Below are 12,278 nucleotides of genomic sequence, written 5' to 3'. Positions count from 1 at the left end.
TGCGCTCCACCACGGCGGCAGTCTCTCCTGCCGCCGTTTTTGTTTCCGGCGATACTCACCCCATGGCAACCCGTACCCCCATCGACAGCGATGCTCTGGCCGCGCTGCTGCAGCACGATCCGCAGGCTGCCTTCGCACGCGTGCGCGACGCCGCGCAGGCCGGGCAGGTCGAGGCACAACTGCTGCTCGCGCAGATGCACATGGAAGGCAAAGGCACCACACAGGACGCCTCGGCGGCACGGCTCTGGTACGAAACCGCCGCCAACAACGGCGCGCCGATGGCGATGAACATGCTGGGCCGCTGCCACGAACTGGGCCAGGGCACCGCCCCCGACCCGACACTCGCCGCGGTGTGGTACCGGCGCGCGGCCGACACCGGGCTGGACTGGGGCCTGTACAACCTGGCCAACCTGCTGGCCACCGGCCGCGGCGTGACCCAGGACCGCGCACAGGCACTGGCCCTGTACACCCGTGCCGCACACCTGGGCCATGCCAAATCGATGAACCTGCTGGCCCGCCACCTCGAAGACGGGCTGGATACCGCACCCGATCCGCAGGCAGCGCTGGCCTGGTACCAGCGCGCGGCCGAAGCCGGTGATTTCCGCGGCCAGGCGAACTACGCCTCGATCCTGCTGCAGGCCGGCCAGGTCGAGCAGGCCGTGCACTGGCTGCGGCTCGCACTGGCCCACGGCAGCCCGGCGTTCATGGCGCACATCGTGCCCGAACTGGCCGCGTCGCCGCATCCACAGGTCCGCGCCCTGGTCGCGCCGCCGTCCCTCTGAGGAGTCCCGCATGCTGCTGCACATCCCCGACATTCTCAGCGCCGACCAGGTGGCCGACTTTCGCCGCCGACTGGATGCCGCCGACTGGACCGATGGCCGCGAAACCGTCGGCCATCTGGGCGCGCAGGCCAAGCACAACCAGCAGCTGCCCGAGGCCTCACCGCTGCGTCGCGAACTGGGCGAGATCATCCTCGTCGCACTGGCCCGGCACCCGCTGTTCTTCAGCGCCGCGCTGCCGCTGAAATACCTGCCGCCGCGCTTCAACCGCTACAGCGGTGGCGGCACCTATGGCTTCCATGTTGATGGCGCGGTGATGAACCTGGCCAACGGCGAACAGCTGCGTTCGGACATTTCCTGCACCCTGTTCCTGTCGGCGCCGGACGAGTACGAGGGCGGCGAACTGATCATCAGCGACACCTACGGCGAGCACGAAGTGAAGCTGCCCGCCGGCGACCTGATCGTGTACCCGTCCAGCAGCCTGCACCAGGTGCGCCCCGTCACCGCCGGCGCGCGCGTGGCCTCGTTCTTCTGGGTGCAGAGCATGGTCCGCGACGATGTGCAGCGCCGCCTGCTATGGGAAATGGACGGCTCGATCGAGCGCCTGCGGCAGACCGGCGGCGACGCCGAGGCGGTGCTGCAGCTGACCGGCGTGTACCACAACCTGCTGCGGCGCTGGAGCGAGGTCTGAGCCCCGTCCGGCTGGCCCGCGACATCTTGGCAATCATTCTCATTTGCAACAGCTAACAGCTCTCATTACAATCACGCCCCGTTGATGCCGGCCGCTGCCGGCAGAGCCCTGGGGACCCCTGCTTGCTGCGCCCGCTTCGCCCTCGTCCACTCATCCATCGCAAGATGGGCACCGCCATGCGCGGCCAGCGTCCTGCGCTGGCCAGCCTGCTGGCGTGGGTGGCGATGCTGGCCCTGCTGCTGGGCACCCTGCCGCTGCTTCCACACGGCCAGGCCGGAATGGCCGTGCAGATGCCGCTGGAAGAGCGCGGTGGCGAAGGCACCTTGCAGGAAGAGGAACCGGCCAAGCTGCGCCGCTGTGCTGCCGCTCCGGTGAAATCAGCCGAGAAGGCACGCCCGCCGTTGCTGCTGGCCAGCCAGTGGCTGCGCTCCGAGCTGGAACTTGTACCCGCTACGCCGGCCATGCCCGGCGTGCGCCCGGACTGGCCGCTGGCCGCTCCGGACACGCCCTGGGCCGATGCGCCCGGGCGCCGCCAGCAACGCGGCCAGGCGCCGCCGCTCGCCTGATTCACGGCCCCGCGTGACCGCCTGCGCGGTCGTGTCCGCGCGCCGCTGCCTGCTTCATCCCTGCCGCCCCTGACCGGGCCTCCCGTGCATGCCGCGCCGTTCGCGCCTGGCATCGCACCACCCTGCATCCTTCGAGGTTACTGCCATGGCCCAGCGCCATCGTGTCCGTTCGTCCCTGTCCCGTACCCTGCTGACCAGCGCCGTGCTGGCGGCCATGACCGCCCCTGCCTTCGCCTACGGTGACGCTTCCGGCGCGCCACAGACGCTGGACAAGGTGGTGGTCACCGCCTCCGGCTTCGAGCAGAAGGTGATCGATGCACCGGCCAGCATCAGCGTGGTCAGCCGCGAAGAACTCAGCAAGCGCCCCTACACCAACCTGGTCGACGCGCTGCGCGACGTCGAGGGCATCGACGTCGGCCTGGAGGCCACCGACAAGAACGGCCGCGCCACCATCTCCATGCGCGGCCTGCCGTCCGAATACACCCTGGTGCTGATCGACGGCCGCCGCCAGAGCAATGTCGGCCAGCTGTACCCGAACAATTTCGGTGGCGGCCAGTTCGCCTACCTGCCGCCGCTGGACGCGATCGAGCGCATCGAAGTCGTGCGCGGCCCGATGTCCACGCTGTACGGCTCGGACGCGATGGGTGGCGTGATCAACATCATCACCCGACGCAACCAGGACAGCTGGCACGGCGCCGTGACCCAGGGCTTCACCGTGCAGCAGGACGACCAGTTCGGTGATGCGCGCACCACCGACCTGTATCTCAGCGGCCCGCTGCTGAAGGACCGCCTCAGCCTGGCGGTGCGCGGCAGCTACTACGACGCCAAGGCCTCCAATCCGGAGTGGGACGCACTGACCCTGCCCGACGGCAGCCTGTGGGAGCGCAGCATCGGCTTCGGCGGCGGTGGCAAGTCAGTGGCCAACACCAACTGGAATACCGGCGTGCGCCTGGACTTCCGGGTCAACGATGACCACGAACTGTGGCTGGACTACGACGTGTCGCGGCAGAAGTACGACAACAGCGAAGGCCAGACCGGCACGCTGGACAGCTTGGCCAGCCTGTGGCGCATCGGCAATGCGGTCATCCCCAACCCGAACGGCAGCGGCACCGTCACCCGCCGCGTGGTGCAGCCGCGCGTGGGCTACACCGCCTACCAGCGCTATGAGCGTGACCAGGTATCGCTGACCCACCAGGGCCGCTACAGCTTCGGCACCTGGCAGACCTCGCTGACCCACAGCAAGAGCAGCAACCTGGGTCGTTCGCTGCCGCTGACCCTGGACGAGCGCGCCAACCTGCAGACGCTGTGGAATGACGTCTGCCGCCGCACCGGTGCCGCCAACAACTGTGCGGCCGGCCGTGGCAATGCCCTGGCCGCGCTCAACCCGAGCGAGATGGCGCGCCTGCAGGCGTTCCTGCCGCGTCCGCTGCGCACCATGGAACTGGAAGGCTACGTGCTCGACACGATGCTCGACCTCGACTTCGGCGCGCACAAGCTGACCGTCGGCGGCCAGTACAACGACACCGACATGATCGACGGCGTGTTCGGCATGGATGGCGCCGGTTATCGCAGCAACACCAGGCAGAAGCACCGCATGTGGGCGCTGTTCGCCGAGGACAACTGGGCGCTGACCGATACCCTCACCGCTACCTTCGGCCTGCGCTACGACGACCACAACGTGTTCGGCAGCCACGTCAGTCCGCGTGGCTACCTGGTGTGGAACGCCAGCGATGCGTGGACCTTCAAGGGTGGCGTCAGCACCGGCTACAAGACCCCGCGACCGGACCAGTTGTTCCCGGGCATCACCGGCTTTGGTGGCCAGGGCGTGCTGCCTCTGGTCGGTTCCCCGAACCTCAAGCCTGAAACCAGCACCAACTACGAGCTGGCCGCCTACTACGAAGGCCAGCGCTGGGGCTTCAACGTCACCGGCTTCTTCAACACGTTCGAAGACAAGATCGCCAGCGGCGGAACGTTCCCGAACTGCGAAGTGGCGCGCGCCGGCAGCGGCTACTGCGTGGACATCGGCCCAGGCTGGGCAGCACTAGGCTACAGCACCTTCACCCAGAGCGTGAACATCGACAAGGCCGAGACCCGCGGCGCGGAACTGGCCGGTCATGTCGACCTGCTCGACACCCTGCAGCTGCGCGGCAACTACACCTGGACCAGGAGCGAGCAGACCAGCGGCCCCGACAAGGGACGCCCGATCTCAGGCACCACGCCGGCAAAGCACATGGCCAACGCCAGCCTCAACTGGCAGATCAACGAAGCGATCAGCCTGTCGCTGATCGGCGAAGGCCGCTACGACCGCTATCGCGACACCCTCATCGACAGTGCCGGCACCCGCCACGTGCGCTATTACGAGGACTACACGATCTTTCACCTTGGGGGCAGCTGGAAGGCTACGCCGTGGCTGACGGTCAATGCACGGGTCAACAACCTGTTCGACAAGGACTTCGTTTCACAGTCGTGCCTGCTGCTCAATCCCAGCGAGTTCAGCTGCGTGGATGACTACGCGACCAAGGACCAGCGCCGCAGCTACTGGATTTCGTTGAACGCGAAGTTCTGATCGCCGCGCCCTGCCCCGGTGGGTGCCGACCTTGGTCGGCACCGCTTCATCCACGCATGGCGTGGCTCTACTGATCGGTAGTGCCGGCCGCTGGCCGGCAACCCGCCAGACCTGCTCCAGGGATACAGAACGACACGCAATTGCGAGCTATTCTCATCAATGATGTAATGGGCAGTCCCCGTCCGCCTCGAACCCTGCCGTGAGCCGTCCTGCCTCTTCCACCGTGCAGCAGCAACAGAACCGCGGCTTCTGGCTGCGGACGCTGCACCAGTGGCACTGGATCAGCTCGGCGGTGTGCCTGATCGGCATGCTGCTGTTCGCGGTGACCGGCCTGACCCTCAACCATGCCGCGAAGATCGAGGCCAAGCCCGAGGTGCAGAACCAGCATCTTGAACTGCCGGCCGCGCTGCTTGGACAGCTCGGCACGCGCGAAGACGGCAACGCACCGATTCCGCGCCCTGCCCGGCAATGGCTGGACACGCAGCTGGGCATCGCCATCGGCGGGCGACCGGCCGAGTGGTCGCCCGAAGAGATCTACCTGTCGCTGCCGCGCCCCGGCGGCGACGCCTGGCTGAGCATCGATCGCGAGACCGGCGCGGTGGAATACGAATCGATCTCGCGCGGCGCGGTGTCCTACCTCAACGACCTGCACAAGGGCCGCAACGCGGGCCCGGCGTGGGGCTGGTTCCTGGACCTGTTCGCCGTGGCCTGCCTGGTGTTCTGCATCACCGGCCTGTTCCTGCTGCACCTGCATGCGCGGCAGCGGCGCATGACCTGGCCGCTGGTCGGCCTCGGCCTGATGATCCCGCTGCTGATCGCCCTGTTGCTGATCCACTGACTTTTCCCCGTTTCCGGAGCCGCCCCATGCGCGTCACCCTGACCATCGCCCTCAGCGGCCTGCTGGCCACCTCGCCGGCCTATGCCACCACCCTCGACATCAACGTCGAAGTGCCCAAGCTCAACGTGGCCGAATACCACCGCCCGTATGTGGCCGTGTGGCTGGAAGGCGCCGACCAGAAGGTCGCGGCCAACCTCTCGGTCTGGTACCAGCAGACCAGCAACAGCGAAGGCCACGGCACCAAGTGGCTGCCCGACCTGCGCCAGTGGTGGCGCAAGAGCGGCCGCACCCTGCAGGTGCCGGTGGACGGCGTGACCGGTCCGACCCGCCCGGCCGGCAAGCACGCACTGTCGTTCAATGACAGGCAGCCGGCACTGAAGCAGCTGGCCCCGGGCAACTACACCCTGGTAGTGGAAGCGGTGCGCGAAGTCGGCGGCCGCGAACTGCTGAAGATCCCCTTCACCTGGCCGGCCACCGCCGCGCAGAACGGCAAGGCGCAGGGCGCCACCGAACTGGGCCAGGTCACCCTCGCCGTCAAACCCTGAAAAGGGGACGGAGGGGATTAAGTCGTAATCCCCTCGCCCTTGTCGCATTACCCCGCATCCACTGGAGTCTTCCGCATGAAGCGCACGCTCGTCCTCGCCGCCGCCCTGGCCGCTGCCCTTCCCTTCTCCGCCCTGGCCCACAAGGCCTGGCTGCTGCCCTCGCAGACCGTGATCGCCGGCAACGCGCCGTGGATCACTGTCGACGGTGCGGTCTCCAACGACCTGTTCTACTTCAACCACGTGCCGCTGCGCCTGGAATCGCTGGTGATCACCGCACCGGACGGCAGCACCGTGCAGCCGCAGAACGCGTCGACCGGCAAGTACCGCAGCGTGTTCGACATCGAACTGAAGCAGCCGGGCACCTACCGCATCGCGTCGGTCAACGATGGCCTGTTCGCCACCTACGAGCAGAACGGCGAGCGCAAGCGCTGGCGCGGCAGCGTTGCCACCTTCGGCGAACTGCCGAAGGACGCGAAGAAGCTGGAAGTGAGCCAGTCGGTCGGCCGCGTGGAGACCTTCGTCACCAACGGCGCGCCGAACGATACTGCGCTGAAGCCGACCAATCGTGGCATCGAGCTGGTCGCCGTCGGCCACCCGAACGATCTGTTCGCCGGCGAGGAAGCCACCTTCCGCGTGCTCGTCGATGGCAAGCCGGCGGCCGGCCTGGAATTCGAGATCGTGCGTGGTGCCACCCGCTACCGCAACGCACAGGACGAGCTGAAGGTCACCAGCGATGCCAAGGGCGAGATCAAGGTGACCTGGCCGGAAGCCGGCATGTACTGGCTGGAAACCGGCACCGAGGACAACAAGACGTCGGTGAAGCAGGCCGCCAAGCGCCGCCTGAGCTACGTCGCCACGCTGGAAGTGCTGCCGCAGTAATGACGCGGCCCGCGATGCCGGGCAGCCCGGCATCGCACCCGCAACGCATCACCATGACCGATTCCCCGCTCGACATCGCCCGCCTCGGCGGCACCACCATGGGCACCACCTGGAGCGTGTCGCTGGTCGCGCCGCGCCAGCGCGACCTGCACCCGCTGCACGCCGGCATCCAGGCGCGGCTGGACGAAGTGGTCGCGCAGATGAGTACCTGGGAGCCCGGTTCGGACCTGAGCCGCTACAATCGCGCCGACGCGGGCCAATGGTGCGTGCTGCCGGCCGAGACCCGCCACGTTCTGGCCTGCGCACAGGCGATCGCGTCCACCAGTGGCGGCGCCTTCGATCCCACCGTCGGTCCGCTGGTTGGACTGTGGGGCTTCGGTGCACATGCCGGTGAACGCCGCCAGCCCGACGACGCTACCCTGCAGGCCACGCGCGATCGCTGCGGTTGGCAGCGCCTGCAGTGGCAGGACGATGCGCTGCTGCAACCGGGTGGGCTGGAACTGGATCTCTCCGCGATCGCCAAGGGCTTTGGCGTCGACCATGTCGCTGCGTGGCTGCGCACACAGGGCATCACTGCCGCGCTGGTCGAAGTCGGCGGCGAACTGGCCGGCTACGGCCGCAAACCGGACAGCCAGCCGTGGCGCGTGCTGGTGGAGTCCGCGCCGGAAGAAGATGCGCACACCAATACCCCGCCGCGGGTGCTGGCGCTGGAGGGCAAGGCGGTGGCCACCTCCGGCGATCGCTGGCACCAGTACCAGGTCGATGGCGAGGCCTACAGTCACAGCCTGGACCCGCGTTCGGGCAGACCGGTGCGCCAGGTTGCCGCGGCAGTCACCGTGGTGGCCGACGACGCCATGCGCGCCGATGCCTGGGCCACCGCACTGACCGTGCTGGGCCGCGAACAGGGCATGGCGCTGGCCGAGCGCGAAGGCCTGGCTGCACGCTACCTGCAGCGTGCAGCAGACGGCCCGCAGGAATTCCTCAGCAGCGCCTTCCAGCGCCTGCTCGACGAGCAGAGCCCATGAGTACCCGGCCGTCGCGCGCGTGGCTCGGCAACGCGCTGGTCCTGCTTCTGCTGGCGCTGATCGGCTGGGCGCTGCTGCGCCTGCACCTCGGTGAAGCCTGGTGGCAGGGTGCGCCACCGGCGCGGCAGTCCCAGATCGCGGTACTCGCCACGGCGCTGTATGCGCTGGCCTGCGTTGCACTGTGGTGGCGTGGGCGCCCGCGCGACGATGCCGCAAGCGGAGACTCCGCGCCCATCCTGCTGGCCTGGTCCAGCCAGACCGGCTTCGCCCGCGAACTGGCCGAACGCAGTGCCGAGGCCCTGCGCGGTGCCGGCGTGCCAGCGCGCGTGCGCGGACTGCATGAGGTCGACGCCGCGTTGCTGGCCGGCAGCCAGCGCGCGCTGTTCATCGCCAGCACCACCGGCGAAGGTGATCCGCCCGACCACGCGCTGCCTTTCCTGCGCGGGGTGATGGCCACGCCGCCCTCGCTGCAGCATCTGCACTACGGCGTGCTCGCACTGGGCGACCGCAGCTATGGCCACTTCTGCGGATTCGGTCACCAGCTCGACCAATGGCTGCGCCAGCACGGCGCGCATCCACTGTTCGATGCAATCGAAGTCGACAACGCCGATCCGGCGGCGCTGCGCCATTGGCAGCAGTTGCTGGGACAACTCGGCGGTAACGCCAGCGAACTGCCCGACTGGAGTCCGGCCGAGTACCAGCCGTGGACGCTGCTGCAGCGCGAGCATCTGAACCCCGGCAGCCCCGGCGGCCCCGTGTATTGGTTGCGCCTGCAGCCCCCAGCCGATGCAGATGCGCAATGGCAGGCCGGTGACATCGCCGAGATCGGCCCACAGCACGCATCGCACACCGTGCGTGCCTGGCTGGACACACAACGCTTTGACGCGGACATCGTGCTGGATGACGGACAGACGTTGCTGGCACGCGTCGCGCGCTCGCACCTGCCCTCATTGGTTCCCCCGGGTGATCTGCCTGCATTGCTGGCGACCCTGCAGCCGCTGCCGCATCGCGAGTACTCGATCGCCTCGGTGATGGCCGACGGTGCGGTGGAGCTGCTGCTGCGCCGCCAACTGCGCGCCGATGGAACACCGGGCATCGGCAGTGGCTGGCTGTGCGACCACGCGGCCATCGACGAACCGGTGCAGCTGCGTCTGCGCCGCAACGACAATTTCCATGGCGTGCCCGCCGATGTGCCGCTGCTGCTGATCGGCAACGGCACCGGCATCGCCGGCCTGCGCGCGCATCTGCACGAACGCGTACGCAGTGGCGCACGCCGCACCTGGCTGCTGTTCGGTGAGCGCACCGCCGCGCACGACTTCCACTTCGGTGAAGAACTGCAGGCGATGCTGGCCGACGGCACGCTGGCGCGGCTGGATGCGGTATTCAGCCGCGATGGCGGCGCGCATCGCTATGTGCAGGACCGGCTGCTGGCCGAAGCGGCAACGCTGCGGCAGTGGGTGGATGAAGGCGCGACGATCCTGGTCTGCGGCAGCCTGCAGGGCATGGCCCCGGCGGTGGATGCGGTGATCGAGCAGGTGCTGGGTACTGCGGGCAAGGAAGCGCTGTTGCTGGCCGGTCGTTACCGGCGCGATGTGTATTGAACGAACCATCGGGGTCGGATCCCTTTCCGCAGGAAAGGGCTCTGACCCCAACCACAGCCGCACCATGACGGCGTGCCCAGGCATGGTGACAACCGCACAGCTGTAGATCCACGCCATGCGTGGATGGAGCCCACCGGCGCCCAGCAATCATCCCGCTGCTGCACTGACCCGTATCGCCAGCAACTCGCCACCGCCCTGCAACGCGTGCCGCTGACGTTCGCCGGCCGCCAACCATGCGGTATCGCCCGCCTGCAGCGCCGGCAGCCCGCTGTCGGCACCAAACTCCGCCTGACCGGCCAGCAGATGCAGCGCCCAGGCCACGCCCGGTTCGCAGAAGAAGAACATCGCGCCCACCAGCGGCCGGTGCAGCAGTTCGGCCTGCAGCAGCTCGCGCTTCCACATCAGGTTGAAGTCGTGGGTGGTGCCATCGACCAGTTCCCCGTGCAGTGTCTCCTCACCAGCAAACCGCACTTGTCCGTGTGGCGGCAGCACTTCCGCCACGCGTCCATCGTCGAAGCGCAGGCGCACGCCATTGCCCTGCAGCAACACCAGTTCGCGCTCCACGCCGGGGAAGGCAGAGAACGCGGCATCCTGTTCGATTTCGGCCACCGACAGGCGCAGCGCCCAGTCATCGCCCTGCGCGGGCAGGCGCAGGATCTCGCGGGTCCAGCCCAGGCCGTTGCGCCAACGTTCGCGGCGGTAGTCCAGGCTGGAGATCACCTGGCTCGGAGTGTGCAGCAGGGAGTCGATGTTCATCGGCGCATTGCATCATGCCGCGCGCCGTCGTGCATCACCGCGTGGCGAGCGTGCCCTGGCCACCGCACCCGCCGGCCAGCAGCTGCGAGTGCTTCAGCCAATCCTGGTCGGGGTAGTAAGCAAACACCATCGTGCCGCCGCGCAACGCATCGATCAGCGGCCTGGCCACCGACAGGCGCACCGCCGGGCAACCCAGGCTGCGGCCCAGCCGCCCCTGCAGCTGCGCGGCAGCCGGGTTCACGTATGGCGCACCATGGATGACGATGGCTCGGTCACGCGCGCGGTCGTTGAAGCCCGGTTCCAGCCCGGCCAGGCGCAGCGAATATCCATTGCCACCCATGTAGGTCTCCTGCGCGGTGAACGCGCCGAGGCTGGACATGAAACTGCCATCGCGGTTGGAGAAGTGCTCGGTGCGGTTCTCGCCACTGTTGCGGCCATGCGCCACCCACTCCTCGAACAGCAGGCGCTGGTGGGCCAGGTCGAACACCCACAGGCGCGGCTCGGTGGACGGGCGCGAATAGTCGATCACGCTGAGGCGATCACCATTGATGCCCAGTTCCGGCCGCTGCAGCGCACAGCGCATTGCGTGCGCCGCCAGCTGCAACACGTGGCGGTCGGCCTTGGGCGCACTGCGCGACAGCAGGGCAGCCAGATCATCGGCGCTGGTGGCAAGGGCGGGCGTCTGTGCCAGCGCCGGGGCGCTGGCCGAGGTCGCCAGCAGGCCGAACGCGGCCAGCCGGCACAGGCGGGATGCAGTCATGGGCACAACGAGGGGACTCAGTTGCCCTTGAGGGTGGACCCTGGCGGCTCGGATTCCAAGACCGGCTGCATTCCGGATTCAGCCGGGCTTGGGCGGACCGCCGGCAGCGAGGTCACCAGCAGGGTCGTGCCCGGCACCAGCACCTGGTACAGCTGGCGGGCGAAATCGGGCGGCAGCGCCATCGGCAGCGAGGGCGTGGCCAGCAGGTCCGGCGTGGCCTGGGCACGGTCCTGGCCCAGCAACGGGTAGGCCGTCCACTGGTGCAGGCGCTGGTTCACGTCCAGCGGGCTGGGGGTGTCGCTGTAACCCTGCCCCATCACGAACAGCGTGGTGCCCTGGAACGCCGGCAGGGCGTCAGCCTTCAGCGGCGACTCGCCGATCATCACGCCATCGCGCAGCACGTACAGGCGCTGGTCGTGCAGGCTGACCAGGATGCCGACCTGCCCGGCCGGCGCCGCGCTGTCGTCCCACCAGGCCTGTGCCGGGGCTCCGCCCTCGGCCTCCGGCAGCGCCTGACCGCGCGCGTTCACCGGCGCCAGCACCGACGGATAGGCCAGGGTCATCGGTGAGCTCTTGGCATCGGCCACGACCACGGTATCGCCGCGCTGGGTTTCGCTGAACAGCTTCTGCGCGAAGGCCTGCGGCAGGCGCACGCAGCCGTGCGAGGCGGGATGCCCGGGCAGGCTGCCGCCATGCAGGGCGATGCCGTCCCAGGTCAGCCGCTGCATGTACGGCATCGGCGCGCTGTTGTAGAGGTTGGACCTGTGGTCCTTGTCCTTCTGCAGGATGGTGAACACGCCGGTTGGCGTCTCGTGCCCGGCCTTGCCCGAGCTGATCGTGGTCAGGCCGATGGCAATGCCGTTGCGGTAGACGTAGGCGCGCTGCTCATCGAGGCTGACCACCAGCACGATCGGGCCGGTCGGCGAGATTTCCGGATGCCAGAGGTATTCGCCCGGCTTGAGGTCGGTCGGCCCGCGCACTTCAGCGCTGCTGGCTGCGGCAGCCGTGGGCTTGGCAGCCGCTGTCGGCGCAGCGGCATCGGCCAGCAGCGGCAGGGCCAGTGCAAGGGCGAGCATCAGGGTGGTGGGGCGGTGCGGGAGCATCCAGCGGGGGTCCTTTCCATGCGGTGCGGCCACCGTACACCATCGGCCCGTGGTGGCCGCGGCAAAACCAGGCGCCGGAAATGAAACTGCCCGGCGACACAACCATGTGTCGTACCGGGCAATCGTTACGTCCTTGTCGGCCTGCTGCCGCCCCCTCGCATCCTGCGCT

At 68.4% G+C, this 12,278-nt stretch carries 12 protein-coding genes; 9 read left to right on the top strand and 3 right to left on the bottom strand.

Going from position 1 to position 12,278, the window contains the following annotated elements; translation table 11 throughout:
• Positions 1-62 precede the first annotated feature (62 nt).
• The 9 genes from AC5P7E_RS09875 to AC5P7E_RS09835 all read left to right on the top strand — a co-directional run bounded on the left by AC5P7E_RS09875 (position 63) and on the right by AC5P7E_RS09835 (position 9,490).
• Entirely contained in the window at positions 63-782 is a 720-nt protein-coding gene (locus tag AC5P7E_RS09875) for a tetratricopeptide repeat protein (RefSeq protein WP_087803694.1), read from the top strand.
• A gap of 10 nt (positions 783-792) precedes the next feature.
• On the top strand, positions 793-1,470 hold the full coding sequence (locus tag AC5P7E_RS09870) for a Fe2+-dependent dioxygenase (protein ID WP_012510312.1): 678 nt from the start codon (positions 793-795) through the stop codon (positions 1,468-1,470).
• 164 nt (positions 1,471-1,634) lie between these two features.
• Positions 1,635-2,036: a hypothetical protein gene (locus AC5P7E_RS09865; protein ID WP_111193269.1), complete on the top strand. Its 402-nt coding sequence runs from the start codon at positions 1,635-1,637 to the stop codon at positions 2,034-2,036.
• 145 nt (positions 2,037-2,181) lie between these two features.
• Positions 2,182-4,602, top strand: coding sequence for a TonB-dependent receptor domain-containing protein (locus AC5P7E_RS09860; protein ID WP_114618624.1), 2,421 nt, complete (start codon positions 2,182-2,184; stop codon positions 4,600-4,602).
• Positions 4,603-4,801: 199 nt separating this feature from the next.
• Complete coding sequence (locus AC5P7E_RS09855; protein ID WP_049459150.1) at positions 4,802-5,440, top strand: PepSY-associated TM helix domain-containing protein; 639 nt, start codon at positions 4,802-4,804, stop codon at positions 5,438-5,440.
• A gap of 26 nt (positions 5,441-5,466) precedes the next feature.
• Positions 5,467-5,985, top strand: a complete 519-nt coding sequence (locus AC5P7E_RS09850; RefSeq protein ID WP_005408420.1) for a DUF2271 domain-containing protein — start codon at positions 5,467-5,469, stop codon at positions 5,983-5,985.
• A gap of 75 nt (positions 5,986-6,060) precedes the next feature.
• Positions 6,061-6,864: a DUF4198 domain-containing protein gene (locus tag AC5P7E_RS09845; RefSeq protein WP_005408419.1), complete on the top strand. Its 804-nt coding sequence runs from the start codon at positions 6,061-6,063 to the stop codon at positions 6,862-6,864.
• A 53-nt stretch (positions 6,865-6,917) separates the two neighbouring features.
• Positions 6,918-7,889, top strand: a complete 972-nt coding sequence (locus tag AC5P7E_RS09840; RefSeq protein WP_133050764.1) for an FAD:protein FMN transferase — start codon at positions 6,918-6,920, stop codon at positions 7,887-7,889.
• A complete protein-coding gene (locus tag AC5P7E_RS09835; RefSeq protein ID WP_114618513.1) occupies positions 7,886-9,490 on the top strand; it encodes a sulfite reductase subunit alpha in 1,605 nt (534 codons plus the stop codon). Before AC5P7E_RS09840 ends, AC5P7E_RS09835 begins: the two co-directional genes overlap by 4 nt.
• 147 nt (positions 9,491-9,637) lie before the next feature.
• On the opposite strand, the gene AC5P7E_RS09830 is transcribed toward AC5P7E_RS09835, so the two are convergent.
• From AC5P7E_RS09830 to AC5P7E_RS09820, 3 genes are read right to left on the bottom strand one after another with little or no spacing between them, the layout of a single operon-like run.
• The gene (locus tag AC5P7E_RS09830) at positions 9,638-10,246 is read right to left on the bottom strand and encodes a HutD/Ves family protein (RefSeq protein ID WP_114618512.1); all 609 of its coding nucleotides are present in this window, start codon (positions 10,244-10,246) and stop codon (positions 9,638-9,640) included.
• Between the two features lie 34 nt (positions 10,247-10,280).
• Positions 10,281-11,006 carry a murein L,D-transpeptidase catalytic domain family protein gene (locus AC5P7E_RS09825; protein ID WP_005408415.1) on the bottom strand — a complete coding sequence of 242 codons (726 nt, stop codon included), beginning with the start codon at positions 11,004-11,006 and terminating at the stop codon, positions 10,281-10,283.
• A 17-nt stretch (positions 11,007-11,023) separates the two neighbouring features.
• On the bottom strand, positions 11,024-12,109 hold the full coding sequence (locus tag AC5P7E_RS09820) for a L,D-transpeptidase (RefSeq protein WP_114618511.1): 1,086 nt from the start codon (positions 12,107-12,109) through the stop codon (positions 11,024-11,026).
• Positions 12,110-12,278 lie beyond the last annotated feature (169 nt).

This window comes from Stenotrophomonas sp. YJH_SMC_25, assembly GCF_059369595.1.
The sequence above is the reverse complement of the archived record's forward strand: the minus strand, read 5'-3'. Positions and strand labels throughout refer to the sequence as shown.

Excerpts from the sequence above, each read along its gene's own strand:
- AC5P7E_RS09830 (WP_114618512.1), bottom strand. The coding sequence starts at position 10,246 with ATGAACATCGACTCCCTGCTGCACACTCCGAGCCAGGTGATCTCCAGC.
- AC5P7E_RS09820 (WP_114618511.1), bottom strand. The coding sequence starts at position 12,109 with ATGCTCCCGCACCGCCCCACCACCCTGATGCTCGCCCTTGCACTGGCC.
- AC5P7E_RS09865 (WP_111193269.1), top strand. The coding sequence starts at position 1,635 with ATGGGCACCGCCATGCGCGGCCAGCGTCCTGCGCTGGCCAGCCTGCTG.
- AC5P7E_RS09850 (WP_005408420.1), top strand. The coding sequence starts at position 5,467 with ATGCGCGTCACCCTGACCATCGCCCTCAGCGGCCTGCTGGCCACCTCG.
- AC5P7E_RS09835 (WP_114618513.1), top strand. The coding sequence starts at position 7,886 with ATGAGTACCCGGCCGTCGCGCGCGTGGCTCGGCAACGCGCTGGTCCTG.
- AC5P7E_RS09825 (WP_005408415.1), bottom strand. The coding sequence starts at position 11,006 with ATGACTGCATCCCGCCTGTGCCGGCTGGCCGCGTTCGGCCTGCTGGCG.
- AC5P7E_RS09845 (WP_005408419.1), top strand. The coding sequence starts at position 6,061 with ATGAAGCGCACGCTCGTCCTCGCCGCCGCCCTGGCCGCTGCCCTTCCC.
- AC5P7E_RS09860 (WP_114618624.1), top strand. The coding sequence starts at position 2,182 with ATGGCCCAGCGCCATCGTGTCCGTTCGTCCCTGTCCCGTACCCTGCTG.
- AC5P7E_RS09875 (WP_087803694.1), top strand. The coding sequence starts at position 63 with ATGGCAACCCGTACCCCCATCGACAGCGATGCTCTGGCCGCGCTGCTG.
- AC5P7E_RS09870 (WP_012510312.1), top strand. The coding sequence starts at position 793 with ATGCTGCTGCACATCCCCGACATTCTCAGCGCCGACCAGGTGGCCGAC.
- AC5P7E_RS09840 (WP_133050764.1), top strand. The coding sequence starts at position 6,918 with ATGACCGATTCCCCGCTCGACATCGCCCGCCTCGGCGGCACCACCATG.